The organism is Streptomyces sp. NPDC001381, from assembly GCF_042895685.1.
Classification (GTDB): Bacteria; Actinomycetota; Actinomycetes; order Streptomycetales; family Streptomycetaceae; genus Streptomyces.
The window spans coordinates 793398-810610 of the sequence record NZ_JBIAWO010000003.1 but is presented as its reverse complement, the minus strand read 5'-3'; the positions used below and the strand labels follow the sequence as shown (position 1 = coordinate 810610).

The 17213-nt window shown below is 72.6% G+C and carries 8 protein-coding genes; 5 read left to right on the top strand and 3 right to left on the bottom strand.

Features of this window, described 5'->3' with window-relative positions:
* Positions 1–254: 254 nt before the first annotated feature.
* Complete coding sequence (glmM, locus tag ACFY2L_RS17235) at positions 255–1613, top strand: phosphoglucosamine mutase (RefSeq protein WP_390658140.1); 1359 nt, start codon at positions 255–257, stop codon at positions 1611–1613.
* Between the two features lie 621 nt (positions 1614–2234).
* On the opposite strand, the gene ACFY2L_RS17230 is transcribed toward glmM, so the two are convergent.
* Positions 2235–3614, bottom strand: coding sequence for an MFS transporter (locus tag ACFY2L_RS17230; RefSeq protein WP_390822709.1), 1380 nt, complete (start codon positions 3612–3614; stop codon positions 2235–2237).
* A gap of 360 nt (positions 3615–3974) precedes the next feature.
* Between ACFY2L_RS17230 and ACFY2L_RS17225 the strand changes: the two genes are divergently transcribed.
* Together ACFY2L_RS17225 and ACFY2L_RS17220 are read left to right on the top strand one after the other, a co-directional pair.
* On the top strand, positions 3975–5756 hold the full coding sequence (locus tag ACFY2L_RS17225) for a fatty acyl-AMP ligase (RefSeq protein WP_390822708.1): 1782 nt from the start codon (positions 3975–3977) through the stop codon (positions 5754–5756).
* The gene (locus ACFY2L_RS17220; RefSeq protein ID WP_390822707.1) at positions 5753–12430 is read left to right on the top strand and encodes an SDR family NAD(P)-dependent oxidoreductase; all 6678 of its coding nucleotides are present in this window, start codon (positions 5753–5755) and stop codon (positions 12428–12430) included. Before ACFY2L_RS17225 ends, ACFY2L_RS17220 begins: the two co-directional genes overlap by 4 nt.
* A gap of 28 nt (positions 12431–12458) precedes the next feature.
* On the opposite strand, the gene ccrA is transcribed toward ACFY2L_RS17220, so the two are convergent.
* Positions 12459–13781 carry a crotonyl-CoA carboxylase/reductase gene (ccrA, locus tag ACFY2L_RS17215; RefSeq protein WP_390658144.1) on the bottom strand — a complete coding sequence of 441 codons (1323 nt, stop codon included), beginning with the start codon at positions 13779–13781 and terminating at the stop codon, positions 12459–12461.
* A 315-nt stretch (positions 13782–14096) separates the two neighbouring features.
* Here ccrA and ACFY2L_RS17210 point away from each other — a divergent pair, with 315 nt between their 5' ends.
* Together ACFY2L_RS17210 and ACFY2L_RS17205 are read left to right on the top strand one after the other, a co-directional pair.
* The gene (locus ACFY2L_RS17210; protein ID WP_390658145.1) at positions 14097–14978 is read left to right on the top strand and encodes an alpha/beta hydrolase; all 882 of its coding nucleotides are present in this window, start codon (positions 14097–14099) and stop codon (positions 14976–14978) included.
* Positions 14979–15011: 33 nt separating this feature from the next.
* On the top strand, positions 15012–16262 hold the full coding sequence (locus tag ACFY2L_RS17205; RefSeq protein ID WP_390822706.1) for a glycosyltransferase: 1251 nt from the start codon (positions 15012–15014) through the stop codon (positions 16260–16262).
* On the opposite strand, the gene ACFY2L_RS17200 is transcribed toward ACFY2L_RS17205, so the two are convergent.
* Entirely contained in the window at positions 16263–17201 is a 939-nt protein-coding gene (locus tag ACFY2L_RS17200; RefSeq protein WP_390822704.1) for a DUF389 domain-containing protein, read from the bottom strand.
* Positions 17202–17213 lie beyond the last annotated feature (12 nt).

Here is a 17213-nt window from a genome sequence, read left to right as displayed (position 1 = left end):
GCTTCGCTGCCTGCTCGTACGTGTACGGAGCGAGCACCGGCTCGCTCCCTGCGTACTCCGAACGCCCCGGCGGCACGCCACAGTGCCGTCGGGGCGTTCGTTTTCTCACAACCGTGGGCGTATAACGGCACAAGGTGCTCAAAGGCTTGTGTGATCGGATGTTCAGGGCATCAAATGCCTGAATGCGGGAGCCGCCGCAGATCATTCGACGCCCCCGCACGGCTTTTGAAACTGATGCTTCCTCAGGAGGACAAGTGGGACGACTCTTCGGCACGGACGGCGTGCGCGGTGTCGCCAACGCGGATCTGACGGCCGAGATGGCGCTCGGTCTGTCCGTCGCGGCCGCGCACGTGCTGGCCGAGGCGGGCACCTTCGAGGGTCACCGGCCGGTGGCCGTCGTGGGACGGGACCCGCGCGCGTCCGGGGAGTTCCTGGAGGCCGCCGTCGTGGCCGGTCTCGCCAGCGCCGGCGTGGACGTGCTGAAGGTCGGCGTGCTGCCGACGCCCGCCGTGGCCTATCTCACCGGGGTGCTCGGCGCCGACCTCGGCGTGATGCTCTCCGCCAGCCACAACGCCATGCCCGACAACGGCATCAAGTTCTTCGCGCGCGGTGGTCACAAGCTCGCCGACGAGCTCGAGGACAAGATCGAGAGCGTGTACGAGGAGCACCGGCGCGGTGAGCCGTGGGAGCGGCCGACCGGCGGCGGGGTCGGCCGGGTGCGGACGTACGACGAGGGGTTCGACCGGTACGTCGCCCACCTGGTCGCCGTACTGCCGAACCGGCTCGACGGCCTGAAGATCGTGCTCGACGAGGCGCACGGCGCCGCCGCCCGGGTGTCGCCCGAGGCGTTCACGCGGGCGGGCGCGGAGATCGTGACGATAGGTGCCGCGCCGGACGGGCTCAACATCAACGACGGGTGCGGATCGACGCATCTGGACAAGCTGAAGGCCGCCGTCGTCGAGCACGGCGCGGACTTCGGCGTCGCCCACGACGGGGACGCGGACCGGTGCCTCGCCGTGGACCACACCGGCGCGGAGATCGACGGCGACCAGATCCTCTCCGTGCTGGCGCTGGCCATGCGGGAGCGGGGGGCGCTGCGGTCGGACACCGTCGTCGCCACCGTCATGTCCAACCTCGGCTTCAAGCTCGCCATGGAGCGGGAGGGCATCCACCTCGTCCAGGCGGCGGTCGGGGACCGGTATGTGCTGGAGGAGATGAAGGAGCACGGGTACGCGCTGGGCGGCGAGCAGTCCGGACACGTGATCATCCTCGATCACGCGACCACCGGGGACGGCACGCTGACCGGGCTCATGCTCGCCGCGCGGGTCGCGGAGACCGGGCGGTCGCTGCGGGACCTGGCCTCCGTGATGGAGCGGCTGCCCCAGGTGCTGATCAACGTGCCCGACGTCGACAAGTCCCGGGTGTCCTCCTCCACGGAGCTCGCCGCGGCCGTCGCCGACGCGGAAGGGGAGCTGGGCTCCACCGGGCGGGTGCTGCTGCGGCCGTCGGGTACCGAGCCGCTCGTACGCGTCATGGTCGAGGCCGCGGACATCGACCAGGCCCGCTCGGTCGCCGCCCGACTGGCCGACGCGGTGAAGACCGCACTCGGCTAGAAACGACCCGGGGCGGGGTCCCGCGGACCGCGGTAACGCGGCGGCCCTGCGGGCGGCGGTCGTGTGACGTGCGGGGGCCCTACGGACCGCGGCCATGCGACGGTCCGCGGGCCCCGGTCACGCGACGGTCCGCGGGCCCCGGTCATGCGGCGGTCCACGGGCCCCGGTCATGCGGCGGTCCACGGGCCCCGGTCATGCGGCGGTCCACGGGCCCCGGTCATGCGGCGGTCCGCGGGCCCCGGTCATGCGGCGGTCCACGGGCCCCGGTCATGCGGCGGTCCGCGGGCCCCGGTCATGCGGCGGTCCGCGGGCCCCGGTCATGCGGCGGTCCGCGGGCCCCGGTCACGCGGCGGCCGCTCACGGCCACCCGCCCACCCGCCCACCCGAGCCTCGTCCAGCGGGGCCCCGCCCTTGCGCGTGCCGCGCCCTTCGGCCCTGCCTATGTCGCGCGCATGCTTCCTGGGCTCGTCTCGGGTAGGTGGGCTCCGGCCCCTGTCTGGGGTGCTCGCATGCTTCCTGGAGCCGTCTCGGGGCGGGTGGCTCCCTGCCCTGCGGGTGGCGCCCCGTATCCGCGAGGTCGTCCAGGCCCCGCCGCCCCAGCCCCCCCGCGCTCCCCGACCGTCACGGGCCCGGTTGTGAGGTGTTCATGTTGTAGGGGGTCGTGCCGTCGCGGCCTCGGAGGGCCCAGAGGGCGATGGGGGCCGCGGAGCCGACCAGGGCCGAGGCCAGGCACAGGCCGGCCTGGTAGCCGGAGAGGAAGGCGTCCGCGGGGCCGGAGCCCGCGGCGGTCGCGGCGTGCTCGACGAACGACACCATCGCGCCCACGAAGGCGATCCCGACGACTCCGGACGCCTCGCGGATGGCGCTGAACAATCCGGCCGCGATACCGGAAAGGTGATCGGGCGAGGATTCCAGCGCGCGGGTGGTCAGCGGAACGGCCAGCGCGGAACCGAGGCCGATGGTCGAAAGTCCCGGAAGAATAGGGATGAGACTTCCCTGCGAGCTGCCGAGGGCGACCATCAGCAGCCCGAGGCCCACCATGAGCAGGCCCACGGCGGAGATTCGTCCGTCTCCCCAGCGGCGTGCCGTCCTGGCAATGAAGGGGGCGGCGACGAGCAGGGAAAAGGCGACGGGGACAAACGCCAGTCCGGCCGACGTCGGGGCCAGACCGAGACCGTTCTGCAGGAATTGGGACGTGAAGAAATAGACGCCGCTCACGCTCAGCCCCCACAGCAACTGCGTGATGATTCCGCCGACGAAGGGACGTTGCCGAAAGAGAAGCCGCAGTGCGGTGTTCCGGCCCAGCGTCACCTCGTACGACAGGCCGACGGCCGAGGCGACGAAAATGACCCCCGACGTGGCCACGGGCACGCTGACGAAGCCGTTTTCGGGCCCTTCGATCAGACAGTGCGCGAGGGCCGCCAGCGCGCAACAGGCCAGGGCGACCACGCGAAGGGAAAGGGGCGCCGGCGGCGTGGGCGAGGAGCGGGCCGCGGGGCCGCGCCGGGGGACCACGAAGCCGACGAGCAGACTCACGCATCCGAGGGGCACGTTCATGACGAACACGGACTCCCAGCCCAGGTGCTGCGTCATGACACCGGAGACCACGGGTCCCAGGGCCAGCGCCGAGGCCAGCGTGGCGGTCATCGCGCTGAAGGCCGCGTTGCGCGCGCGGGGCGGAAGATCGTGCGACAGCACCGCCAGCGAGGCCGGCAGGATCAGTGCCGCGCCCGCTCCCTGGAGCCCTCGGCAGGCGATCAGGACCACCCCGGAGACCGCCGTGCCGCACCCGGCCGAGGCAAGGGTGAAGACGGCGACGCCGAGCAGCAGCGTCGCCCGCCGCCCGGCCGTGTCGGCCAGATGTCCGCCCAGCAGCAGAAAGCTGGCGAGGACGAGCTGATAAATGGCCGCCACCCACTTCAAGTCGGCTTCGCTCAATGCGAGTTCGGCTTGGATTTGAGGCAGTGCCACATTGACGATGGTGTTGTCCAGGGCCGTCATGAACGACGGCAAAAGGACTGCCGCAAAAAGGGCGATGACACGCGGTCGAGTCACGGAACCTGCCTCGGGCAGCGGGGGAGAGGTCGGAGGGGCAGTCACGTTCTTCGGGCCCCTCCTGCATACGCCGCACTCCGGTGATATCGAGCGCGACTCGCGGGGGTCCTGACGACGGACGGCGGCCGGACAGCCGCCTCGGCGTGTCACTGGAAGCCCGGCATATATCCGTGTTTGGCTGATCGCTCGCCACTATGACTATGAGCGGAAAGCGGTGATGGGTGGCGACGGCTGTCAGCAGTTCCGCCCCATAACCTGACGGCCGCGGAGTCCATTCCTTGCCCAGAACGAAGGTTCGGTGACTCAGTGCTGGAAACCGTGAGAGACACGATCAGCCACCATCTCGCTCGGGCCGCAGCACGAACACCCGACGAAACAGCGTTCACCTTCGTGGACTTCAGCAGCGACCGCGACGGCGTCCCGTCCCGTCTGACATGGCGCCAACTGGAGACGCGGGTACGCACCCTCGCGACGGCGCTGCGCCACCAGGGCGCGGCGGGCGAGCGCGTGGCCGTCGTGGGACCGCAGAACCTGGACTACGTCGTCGGCTTCCTCGCAGCCACGTGCGCCGGCGCGCTCGCCGTGCCCCTCTTCCCCCCGGACCTGCCCGGCCACGCGGAGAAGCTCGCCGCCGTCCTCGCCGACGCCGACCCGGTGCTCGCCCTCACCAGCCCCGGCGCGCAGCAGGCCGCGGAGAAGTTCTGCGCCAACCAGGACGGACTGCGTCTGCGCGTGGTCACCGAGCAGGACCTGCTCTCGGGGCCGGCGCCCGGGGACGCACCGGCCGGTGCGGAGACCTTTCATCCCCGACCCGAGGACCGCGCCTATCTGCAGTACACCTCGGGCTCCACCCGTGTGCCCTCCGGTGTGGAGATCACCCACGCCAACGTCTGCGCCAACGCGCGCCAGGCGCTGGAGGCCTACGACATCCGCGCCGGGCGCAACTGCACCGTCGGCTGGCTTCCCCTCTACCACGACATGGGGCTCGTCCTGGCGATCGTGCTGCCCGTGGTGGGCCATGTCCACTCCGTGCTGATGGATCCACTGGCCTTCGTCCAACAGCCCGTCAGATGGCTGCGGTTGCTGACCCGGCACCCGGGAGCGCTCACCGCCGCTCCCAACTTCGCCTACGACTACTGCGTGCGCCGCGTCACCGAGGAGGAGCGCGGCGAACTGGCGCTGGGGCCCGTCGCCGCCATGGTCAACGGCAGCGAACCCATCGCCGAGCAGACGCTCCGCCGGTTCCAGCAGGCGTTCGCCCCGGCCGGCGCGGTCCCCACCGCCATGCGCCCGTCCTACGGGCTGGCCGAGGCGACCGTCTTCGTCTCCGCCTCACCCGCGGGGGAGGAACCGACGGTCACCTGCTTCGACCGTGACGCGCTGGCGGCCGGCACCGCCCGGGTGGCCGACGCCCCCGGCGAGCGGGCGGTGACCCGCCTGGTCGGCTGCGGACGGCCCACCCGCCAGGAGGCCGCCATCGTCGACCCGGCCACCCACGTCCGTCTGGAGGACGGGCACGTCGGCGAGATCTGGCTGCACGGCCCCAACATCGGCCAGGGGTACTGGGGACGCCCCGAACAGAGCGACGCCACCTTCCGCGCCACCCTGCACGGCGACGACCCGGCCGACGCCGGCCGGCACTGGCTGCGCACCGGCGATCTGGGACTGCTCCACGACGGGCAGCTCTACATCACCGGCCGCATCAAGGACCTCGTGATCATCGACGGCACCAATCACTACCCGCAGGACATCGAGCAGACCGTCGAGAGCGCCCACCCGGCCGTCCGGCGCCATCACACCGCGGCGTTCTCCGTCCTCACCGACGACGGGGAACGCCTGGTCGTCGTCGCCGAGCACGCCCGTGATGTCGTGGCACCGCACAGCGTCCTTGAGGAGACGACCCGGGCCGTCCGCGCCGCGGTCTCCACCGCTCACGCCGTCGCCGTCCACGACTTCGTCCTGGCCGGGCCCGGCACCGTACCGCACACCACCAGTGGCAAGGTCGCCCGCGGCGCCTGCCGTGAGCGCTACCTCCAGGGCGCCTGGAGTTCCGACACGCGAGCACAGACGGAGGCCGGCACCGCATGAAGCGACCAGGCGGACACCAGGAGCCGGCCGAGGACGCCCGGACCACCGGCTCCACCAGGGACAGGGATTCCGGATCGGGCGTCACCGAACTGCGGAACGCGCTGGTGCGGCTGGTCTCGGACATCAGTGGCATCTCCCCGGAACAACTCGACGACGCCCGCCCTCTGGCGGAGTACGGCCTCACCTCCCGCGACGCCGTCGGACTGACCGGTGAGCTGGAGAAGATGCTCGACCGGTCGCTGTCCGCCACGTTGCTGTGGGAGCACCCCACCATCGGACAGCTGGTCAGCACCCTGGCGGCCGCCGACGACACCGGCGCCGCCGAAGCGGACGAGCAGCCCCGTACGGCCGGCGAAGCGGAGGCCGGCGCTCCCGACGAAGACGACGACGGCGCCGTCGCCATCGTCGGCATCGGATGCCGGCTGCCCGGCAACGTCCACGGGCCGGACGCGTTCTGGGAGCGGCTGCTGGCGGGAACGGACGTGGTCGGCCAGGTCCCCGAATCGCGCTGGACGAACTTCGCCGGCACGGCGCCCGACGTCACCGCGCTGATGGAGTCCACCACGCGGTGGGGCGCCTTCCTCGACGACATCGAGGGATTCGACGCGAGGTTCTTCGGCGTCACGCCCCACGAGGCCGAGGTCATGGATCCCCAGCAGCGGCTGGTGCTCGAAGTCGGCTGCGAGGCGCTGGACCACGCGGGAGTGCCCGCCCACGCCCTCCAGGCCACCTCCACGGGTGTCTTCGTGGGCCTGAGCGCCCTCGAGTACGGGCATCTGACCACCTCGGACCCCACCCGCCTGACCCCGTGGACGAGCACCGGCGCCGCCGGCAGCATCGTCGCCAACCGCGTGTCCTACCTGCTCGACCTCCGCGGCCCCAGCATCACCACCGACTCGGCCTGCTCGTCGTCCCTCGTGGCCGTGCACCTGGCCTGCCGCAGCCTGCGCAGCCGGGAGTGCGACACGGCGCTGGCCGCGGGGGTGAACGTGCTGCTGTCCCCGGCGGTCACCGCCTCGTTCGAACAGGCCGGGGCGCTGGCCGCGGACGGCAGGTGCAAGCCCTTCGACGCCGCCGCGGACGGCATCACCCGCGGTGAGGGCTGCGGCGTCGTCGTGCTCAAGCGGCTCGCCGACGCCCGGCGCGACGGCGACCGGGTCATCGCCGTCATCCGGGGCACCGCCGTGAACCAGGACGGCCGGTCGGCGGGGCTGATGGCTCCCAACCCGACGGCGCAGGAGGCGCTGCTGCGCGCGGCGCTGCGGGACGCGCGGATCGACGCCGCCGACGTCGACTACGTCGAGGCGCACGGCACGGGCACCCTGCTGGGCGACCCCATCGAGGCGTCGGCCCTCGGCGCGGTCGTCGGCCGTGACAGACAGCCCGACCGCCCGCTGCTGATCGGATCGGTCAAGAGCAACCTGGGCCACCTGGAGGGCGCGGCCGGCATCATCGGCCTGATCAAGACCGCGCTGGCCCTGCACCACGGCCGTATCCCGCCCAGCCTGCACTTCCACACCCCCAATCCGCACATCGACTTCACCGGGCTGGGCCTGCGCGTGGTCACCGAACCGACCGCGTGGCCCGCCCCCGACGACCGTCCCGGCCGCGCCGGTGTGTCCGCCTTCGGGTTCGGCGGTACGAACGCCCACGCCGTCCTGGAACAGGCGCCGCCCACCGGTCCCGGGTCCGCGCGCGACGCCCGGGACGACGACGAAGCGGGAGTGCCCCCGCACATCCTGGTGGTGTCCGCCCGTTCCCCGGACCGGCTGCCCGACGTGGCCGTGAGCCTGTCGCGGTGGCTGGCCGCCGACGGCGCGCCCGCCCTCACCGACGTCGCGCACACGCTCGCCGCGCACCGCCGCGGCCCGTCCTGCGCCGCGGTCGTCGCGCGGACCCGCCCCGAGGCGGCCGCCAAGCTCGCCGCGCTGGCCCGGGGCGAGACCGTGCCCGGCGTCGTCCCCCCGTCCGCCGACGCCCGGGCGGAACAGCCGTCCACGGCGCGCCGGCCGGTCTTCGTCTTCTCCGGGTACGGCTCGCAGTGGGAGGGCATGGGGCGGCGCCTGCTGACCGAGGACGCCCTCTTCGCCGCCCAGGTGTCCGCGCTCGACCCGGCCTTCCGCGCGGAGACCGGTTCCTCGCTGACCGACCTGCTCACCTCCGGTTCCGGCCGCACCGTGGACCGGGCCCAGCCGCTGCTCTTCGGACTCCAGCTGGCCCTGGCGCGGACCATGCAGGCGTACGGCGTGGAACCCGCCGCCGTCATCGGTCACTCGATGGGCGAGGTCACGGCCGCCGTGGTCGCCGGCGCTCTCGACGCCGACGACGGAGTCCGTGTCATCGTCCGCCGCTCGGCCCGCCTCGCCACCATCGACGCCGAACAGGCCGGGGCCATGGCCGCGATCGAGCTGCCCGCCGAGTCCCGCACGGACGTCCTCGGCCGCTATCCCGGCGTCGAGGTCGCCGTCCACTCCTCGCCCCAGCGCTGCACGGTGGCCGGGCCCGCCCAGGCGGTGCGCGACCTGGTGGACGAGCTGACCGAGCAGGGACACCTCGCCCGCCTCCTGGAGGTCGGCGGAGCCGGCCACTCGGCCGCCGTCGATCCCGTCCTCACGCCCCTGCGCGAGGACCTCGCCGGGCTGCGGCCGCGCACCCCCACCACGCCCTGGTACAGCACGGCCCTCGACGACGCCCGCACGGAACCGGGCGCGGACGCCGACTACTGGTGCGCCAACGTCCGCCGCCCGGTGCGCCTGCAGCACGCGGTGGCCGCGGCCGTCGAGGACGGGCACACCCTGTTCCTGGAGATCTCGCCCCACCCCATCGCCGTCGTCCCGCTCACCGAGACCCTCGACGCGACCCCGGGCGGCGACCAGGCCCTGGTCGTCCCCACCCTGCACAAGAACGCCGACGACACCGTCGACGTACGCGCCGCGCTGGCCAGGCTGCACTTCGCCGGTGTCACGATGAACGGCGACCTGTGGCCCGCCGGTGCGCGCATCGCGCTGCCCACCCCCGCCTGGCGGCACGAACGGTTCTGGTTCCCCCGGCCCGCCCCCTCGGCCGACGCCGCCGGCCACCCCCTGCTGGGCGTGCGCACCGACGACCCGAGGACCGGCGCCGCGCTGTGGCAGGGCGACGTCGGCACCCGCCGGCACGGCCCCCGGGGCACGGTCCACGACCGGGCGGTGCTGACCCTGGCCGAGGCCGCGGAACTGATGATCGAGGCCGGCCTGGACCTGTGGGCCCGCGAGGGCATCACCCACCTCGGCATCGAGGACCTGCGGATCCACCAGTGGCTGGCCCTCTCCAGCAGCACCCCCCTGACCGTGGTGTGGGAACCGGCCTCCCGCACCCACGGCTCCCTGTCCCTGCACGCCCGCGACACCGGCGCGACCTGGCGCTGCTACGCCTCGGCCCGTATCACCAGCGATCCCGGCCCCCTGGGCGAGCACCACCCCGACGCGGAGCCGGCACCGGCCCTCGTCCGGCACTTCGCGCCCGAGGAACTCCAGCGCCCGCACCGGCCGTCCTACGCACACCTGCTGACCGCCCTGCTGGAAGCACCCGGCGCCGCGGACACCCCGCCCGGCGGCGACCGCGCGGACCGGGCCACGGAGCACACCGTCCCGGTCGCCGTGCGTTCCCTGCACATCAAGGGGCCGGGCATCTTCGACACCGGCTACGACATCCACTGCGCGCCCGCCGACGGGGCCGACGCGGCGGACGCCGAAGGCGGGTGGTGGCATGTCGGCGCCCAGGGCGCCACGAGCGGCATCGTGGCCCGGTTCGTGCAGATGCGTCCCATCGAGCGGCACGAAGTGCCCCGGCCGCTGGAGTCGTGCACCTACGACATCCGGTGGGAGAAGTCCACCGCCCCGCTGCCGCCGGGCCGTCTGCACCGTGCCCTCCTCGTCAGCGACGAGCCGGACCCCGCCGACGGCACCACGGCCGCACTCGCGTCGGCACTGGAAGCCTGCGGTGTCGAGGTCACGCCGGCCGGTGCCGGGGAGGACGCCTGCGACGCCGCGCTCGACGCCTGGCTGGACACCCCGCAGGACGGCCCCAGCGCCGTCGTCCTGTTCCTCCCGCAGCAGGACCGCGACGACGACATGCGGCCCCTGCGCACGGCGGCACGGCTGGCCCGCCGCCTGGCCGGCGCCGCCGGCCGGCAGCCACCGCGCCTGTGGATGGCCACCGTGCTGGCGCAGGCCACGGCACCCGGCGAACCCGGGACGCCGCACCTGGCCTGTCTGCGGGGACTGGTCCGGGTCCTGGCCCTCGAACACCCCCAGCTGCGGGCCTCGCTGGTGGACGTCGACAAACAGCCCGGCGCGCTCGACGACCTCGTCCAGGAACTGCTCGCGAGCGGCGACGCCGACGAGATCGCCTGGCGGACCGGAACCCGGCTCACCGCCCGCCTCGCCCGCGCCGACCTCACCTCACAGCGCGACGAGCAGGTGGCGTTCGCCCGTCCCGACGGCGCCTACGTCATCACCGGTGGCCTGACCGGACTCGGCCTGGCGACAGCGGGCCGGCTCGCCGAACAGGGCGCCGGCCGCATCGTGCTCAACGGCCGCCGGGCCCCCGGAGCCGAAGCCCTGGCCGTGCTGGACGAGCTGCGGGCCCGGGGAACCTCCGTCCAGGTCGTCCAGGGGGACATCGCGGAACCGGAGGTGGCCCCGAGCCTGGTGCGGGCCGCCCTCGCCGAGGGCCACACCCTGCGCGGCATCGCGCACTGTGCCGGTGTCCTGCACGACCGCATGATCACGGACCTCGAACCGGCGGACGTCGACACGGTGCTGCGGCCGAAGACCGTCGGGGCCCGGCACCTGGAGGCGGCCATCGCCGGGCACGACCTGGACTGGTGGGTGATCTACAGCTCCGCCGCGGCCCTCCTCGGCTCACCGGGACAGTCCGCGTACGCGGCCGCCAACGCCTGGCTCGACGCCGTGGCCCACCACCGCAGAGCCGCGGGCCTGCCCGCCACCTCCCTCGCCTGGGGGCCGTGGGAGAACGTCGGGGCGGAGGCCGGGAACCCGGCGCTGGCCCTGGAGCCCATCCGGCTGGGCGAGGGAATGGACGCCCTCCAGGCTCTCGTCACCCTCAACCGCACCCACGTCGGCGTCGTCCACCTCGACACGGAGCGCGTGCTGGCGGCGTTCCCCGGCCTGTCGGCGATCCCCTTCTTCACCGACGTGCTGGAGGACGGCGCGGTCGGCGGCGACGACTGGGCCGGCCCCGCCGGCATCACGGCCCTCGGCGGCTCCGCCCCGGACGCGGTGTACGCCCGCCTGGTCAGGAGGACGGCCGCCATCATGGGGTTCGGCACCCACGAACTCAGCGACACGACCGCGCTGACCGAACTGGGACTGGACTCCCTGATGGCGGTGCGGATCCGCAACGCGGTCCGCCAGGACTTCGGCGTCGACCTCGCCGCCCCCCGCCTGCTGCGCGGTGCCAGTCTGCGCGAACTCGGCCGGGCGGTGCTGGAACAGCTCGGACTCGACTCCGCGGGACCCACGGCCGCCTCCGCGCCCGCGAGGGACGACACGCCGGCGGCCCAGCGGTCCGCCCCCGCGCTGCCCAGCTCCCTGGGGGCCAGGGACGCCGCGGAACGGCTGGTCGCGAGCGCCTGGGCGGAGGTCCTGCCCGAGGGGCCCAAGGACATCCGTGAGGACTTCACCACCGCCGGCGGGGACCGGCGCGCCGCCGCCGCCATGGCGGACGTCATCCACCGGCGCCTGGGCAACGACACCCAGCTGAGCCTGACGGCCGACGCCGTCCTCGCCCACCGCACCGTCGCGGCCATCGCCAAACTGATCCGGCCGGTGGTCAACCGGACCGGCCCGTCCTCCGTCACCACCCTGCGCCCCGCGGGCACCGGGTCACCGCGGGCCCCGCTGTTCACCTTCCACCCCGCCGGCGGCCCGACCTCGGTCTATCTGCCCCTGACGGGCCTGCTGCCGGACGGGCAGCCCGTGTACGGGATGGAGCGGATCGACGAGCTGAGCACGATGGAGGAGAAGGCGGCCCACTACCGCGCGCTCATCCGGGACATCCAGCCGGAAGGGCCCTACCACCTGCTCGGCTGGTCCTTCGGAGGATGTCTCGCCTACGAGGTGGCCCGTCAGCTGACCCAGGAAGGGCAGGGCATCGGATACCTCGGGCTGATCGACACCATCCTGCCGGCCGCCCTGCAGCAGAAGGAGTCCCCGGAGTTCCTGCTCGAACGCTTCGGCCGTTTCGCCGAGTACATCGAGAAGACGTACGGTCACCGCCTCGAGCTGCCCTACGAGGAGCTGGCGGCCACCCCGGACGACCAGCAGATCGACGTCATCATGCGGCTCGTCGCCGACGCCGGCCTCGACATGAGCCCGGGGATCATGGATCACCAGCGGACCTCGTACGTCGACGCCCGCGTCGGCGAACGGTACGCTCCGCGCCCCTACGACGGGCATGTGGTGCTCTACCGCGCCCAGCAGCCGCAGAAGCTCACCACCGCGCTGGACCCGCGCTACCTGCGCCAGGACGCCGACCTCGGCTGGGCGCCCCTGTGCCCGTCCCTGGAGATCGTCCCCGTCGGCGGCGACCATCTGTCGGTCATCGACCCGCCCCACGTCCAGACCATCGCGCGGCACCTCGTCCGCGCCCTGGGGTGGCCGGCCGAGTGAGCGGCGCGCCGCGCCTGTTCCGCGGGGCTCACCTGCGGAACAGGCGCAAGCGCTCCTCACCGATGCGGGCCCTGGCCTGCGGGTCGGTGACACCGAGGCCGGGGCGCGGAGCCAGACACAGCACTCCGACCTTCCCGATGTGCTCGTTGACCTGGACGGTCCGGGTGGCCGCCCCGACCTCCGCCAGCGGATACGTCGTCGACAGGGCGGGAACCACGCCGCCCAGCGCGATGAGCCGGTTGACCTCGCACTGCTCGTGCAGGTTCGCGCCGTGGCTGCCGATGATCCGCTTCAGCCGCATCCACAGGTAGCGGTTGTCGTAGGTGTGCTCGTAGCCGGTGCTGGAGCCGCAGGTGACGACCGTCCCGCCGCGCCTGGCCAGGAACACGGACGCCGCGAAGGTCTTCCTGCCGACGTGCTCGAACACGATGTGGGGGTCGTCGCCGACCGCCTCGCGGATCGCCCTGCCCATCCGCTTCCAGCCCTCGGGCCGCCCCAGCAGCGTGTCGTCCCCGCCCAGCACCTCCTGGCGGTTGATGACGGCCTCGCAGCCCAGCGACCTGAGCAGACGCGCCTTCTCGTCGGAGTTCACCACGCCGACCGGGATACCGCCGCCGTTGCGCACCAGTTGGACGGCGTAGGAGCCCAGCCCGCCGGTCGCGCCCCAGACGAGCACGATGTCGCCCTGCTTCATCCGCGCCCCGCGGTCGCTGACCAGCATGCGGTAGGCCGTACTGGCGCACAGCGGGTTGACGGCCGCTTCCTCCCAGGTCAGCGCGGGGGGCTTCGGCATCAGCTGACTCGCGCGGACGACGGCGTAGTGGGCCAGGCCGCCGAAGTTCGTCTCGAACCCCCAGGCCTTCTGCCCGAGGCCGAGCATGCCGTCGCGGTGGGTGTCGGGATCCTGCTCGTCGACGTAGGCCGGCGAGATCGAGACGTGGTCACCGACCTTCCATTTCCGCACGGACGATCCCGTGCGGACGATGACGCCCGCGGCGTCGGACCCCACGATGTGGTACGGCAGATCGTGCCGCGCCTCCCACCCCCCGGCCTGTCCCATGGCCTTGAGGAACTGGAAGGTGGGCAGCGGCTCGAACATGGCCGTCCACACCGTGTTGTAGTTGATCGCGCTCGCCATCACGGCGATCAGAGCCTCGTCCGGGGCGAGTTCCGGCATGGGAACGTCCCCGACGCTCAGGGACTTGCGTACGTCCTTGTCCTCGACGCCCTCGAACATGTTGACGTCGGCGGCGCGCACACAGGCCGCCGGGAAGTGGTCGGGGAGAGGGAGGGATTCGAGGGCCGCTGCGTCCGCACCCGCGATGACCGCTTCGGACAGGGGCGATGTCATTTCGGCTCCAATCTCGCTGACGTCTTGCGACTGTTCCACGAGAACCGCTGACCTGCCGCCCCGCAACCGTGGCTGTGCCGTATGGGCGATTGCCCTGCCGACGCCCGGTGAACGGTGTGTCCGCTGGTGATGACCAGCATATTTCCGACATGCTCTGGCGAGCTTATTCCCTCCTGAGGAGTTCCGCAGCCCATGAAATTCTTCGTGGTGTGCCTCGGGCTCGTCGCCGCATTGTTCTCCACCGAGGCGAATGCGGCTGAGCTGAGGCCGGACGGCACGCCTGGGCCTGCTGGTGCAGGCGCTCGTATCACTGCCGTGAAAAAGATCGACGACCGGGTGCGCGACCTCACGGTCAGTTCACCGGCCATGGGGAGGTCCATTCCCGTCCGCGTCATTCTCCCCGAGAGCTGGAGAAGGGAACCGCACGCCACCTACCCCGTTCTGTACATGCTCCACGGCGGTGACGACGACTACACGTCGTGGACGCGAGAGACGGACGTGGAAGAGCTGTCGCAGAACTCCGACGTGCTCATCGTCATGCCCGACGCCGGAAAAGCCGGTTACTACAGCGACTGGTTCGACGGTACGCACCGCTGGGAAACATTCCACACCGGCGAACTCGTACGGCTCATGGAGAAGAAATACCGGGCCGGCTCCTCACGAGCCGTCGTGGGACTTTCCATGGGCGGATTCGGCGCACTCAATTACTCGGCACACCACCGCGGACTGTTCCGGTACGCGGCGGCGATGAGTTCCTACGTGGATCTCAACGACCCCGGTGTGCGGCTGGCCATCGGACTCGGCTCGGGGCGGGACGGCGTCGACGTCAAGAAGGTCTGGGGCGACCCGGTGCGGAACTTCCGCGTCTGGCAGGCCCACAATCCCGCGGCCATGCCACGTGCCTTCCGCGGGACGCACGTCCATCTGTCCGTGGGCAACAGCGTGCCCGGACCGCTGGACCGGGGCCGCCCGATGGACGCGCTGCTGGCGAGCGTCCTCGGCGAAGCCGCCCTGCCGAAGCAGACCGTGAGGTTCGCGTCCTCGCTCCGTGCGGCGGGTGTGGACGTCTCGACGCATCTGTACGCGCCGGGGACGCATTCCTGGCCCTACTGGCAGAAGGAACTGCACCGCATCTGGCCCGTGGTCATGACGTCGCTGGGACAGCGCGCGCACACCGGTGCCGGGCACAGCGGCTGAGCGGAGACGAGCGCGGAGAGGAGAGGCGTCGGCATGGGGCGGACAGTGGTGATCTTCGCCGCCGGATCCCGGGGTGACGTCCAGCCCTGCCTGGCGCTGGGCCGGGCCCTGACCCGTGGAGGCGACACGGTCAGGGTCCTCGCCAGCGGGCGCTACCGGCCGCTGGTCGCCGGGGCGGGACTGGACTTCCACGCCCTCCCCGCCGACCCGGCGGAGATCATCGAGTCCGCCGAGGGCCAGGAACTCCTCGCCGGCCGCAGCAACCCGGTGGCCTTCGTCCGCCGGATCGACCGGGTCCTGCGTCCGCACATGATGCCGATCCTCGAGGAGACCAGGGCCGGCGCCCGGGGAGCCGACCTGGTGCTGGCCCCCACCTTCAGCTTCCTCGGCGTTCACCTGAGCGAGTACCTCCACGTCCCGCACGCCGTCGTCCACTTCCAGCCGAGCCAGCCCACGAGGGCCTTCCCGCACCCGTTCGCACCGGCCGCCCGGATGCTGGGCTCCCTGGGCAACCGGTTCAGTTTCGACGCGGTCGACCTCGGGTCCTGGCTCGTGTGCCGCAAGTACGTCAACGTGTGGCGCCGCAAGAGCCTCGGCCTCCCGGAGCTGCCCCTGGCGGCCCCCTTCCGGCAGGCCCGGCGCGCCCCCGTGCTCTGCGCGTTCAGCCCGGCGGTCGTGCCGAGGCCGCCCGACTGGGGGCCGAACGTCCATGTGACCGGCTTCTGGCACCACGACCAGCCCGAGTGGGAGCCCCCACGGCACCTGCTCGACTTCCTCGCCGACGGGCCCCCGCCCGTCTACGTCGGATTCGGCAGCATGCGGACCGGCGACCCCGAGGCGACCGACGCCCTCCTGCGGACGGCCCTGCGGCGCGCGAAACTGCGCGGGGTGCTGGCCGGGGATCCCGCCACCAGCGAGGACGACATCCTGGTGGTCGGCGACACGCCTCACGACTGGCTGTTCCCGAGGATGGCCGCCGTCGTGCACCACGGCGGGGCCGGCACGACGGCCTCGGCCCTGCGGGCCGGAAGGCCCTCGCTGGTCTGCCCGTTCTTCGGCGACCAGGCCTACTGGGCCGCACGGGTGCGTGGGCTCGGCGCCGGGCCCGCCCCGCTGCCGGCCCGTGATCTCGCCGTCCCCGAGCTCGTCCGGCGCCTGCGCGCCCTCACCCGGCACACGCCCTACGCCGACGCCGCGCGCCGGATCGGCCGGGTGCTGCGGGCCGAGAACGGCACGGCCCGCGCCTGCCAGGTCCTGAACCGGTACGGGGTCCGCACCGGTTGATCAGGAAGCCCTCGAACGGCCCCGCTGCCTCGACCAGAGCCATTTCTGGGTCAGCAGCGTCAGGGTGCCGGCCAGCATGATGCCCAGCAGGTTCAGGAGCAGTTGCTCCGAGGAGCGCAGGGTCTGGTTGGTGTCGCCGTAGATCAGGGCGACGGCCGCGTTGGCGGCGGCCGGGACCGTGGTCACCGAGATGGCCACGCCGACCAGGGCGCCCGACTTCGCGGACGTGAGGGAGAGCGTGCCGGCGGCCCCGGCCAGGAGGGCCACGACGAAGGAGAACCAGTCCGGGGCGTAGATGAACCCGGTGTTGGGTCGGTCGGCCTCCAGCTGCCCCTCGGTGAACAGGCCCACGGCGTCCATGAAGAGGCTGAACCCGGCCGTCGCCACCATCGCCACGGCGAAGCCCACCAGCAGCGCGACCAGGGAACGCAGCGCCAGCCGCGGGGCGCGCTGCACGATCGCCGTGCAGACACCGGCCAGCGGGCCGAACTCCGGGCCGACGGCCATCGCGCCCACGATCAGGATCGCGTTGTCGAGGACCACACCGCAGGCGGCGATCATCGTGGCCAGCGTGATGAAGGACAAGTAGGTGACGGAGAGCGTCGACTCCTCGTGGGTGGCGTCGGTGAGGTGCTCCCACAGGACCGCGTCCGCGCCCTCGCCCGGTGCCTCCGCCTCGGCGTGGTCGGCGCGCCGGGAGAGGGACAGGTCGATGTTCTCGACGGCGATCGAACCGCTCTCGTCCAGGCCCAGCTCCTGCAGCCCGGAGAGGAGTTCGTCGCCGGCCTCGCGGGCCACGTCGCACAGGACGACGTCTCCCACGGGGTTGCGGGCGGCGCCCTCCATCACCACCAGATGGGTGGTGCCGACGGTCTTGTCGATCAGGCGGACCACGTCGTCGGTCCTGTCCGACGGTGTGATCAGGCGCAGATGCAGCATGGGGGCAGGGTA

Excerpts from the sequence above, each read along its gene's own strand:
- ACFY2L_RS17230 (WP_390822709.1), bottom strand. The coding sequence starts at position 3,614 with ATGACGGCCCTGGACAACACCATCGTCAATGTGGCACTGCCTCAAATC.
- ACFY2L_RS17220 (WP_390822707.1), top strand. The coding sequence starts at position 5,753 with ATGAAGCGACCAGGCGGACACCAGGAGCCGGCCGAGGACGCCCGGACC.
- ccrA (WP_390658144.1), bottom strand. The coding sequence starts at position 13,781 with ATGACATCGCCCCTGTCCGAAGCGGTCATCGCGGGTGCGGACGCAGCG.
- ACFY2L_RS17205 (WP_390822706.1), top strand. The coding sequence starts at position 15,012 with ATGGGGCGGACAGTGGTGATCTTCGCCGCCGGATCCCGGGGTGACGTC.
- ACFY2L_RS17200 (WP_390822704.1), bottom strand. The coding sequence starts at position 17,201 with ATGCTGCATCTGCGCCTGATCACACCGTCGGACAGGACCGACGACGTG.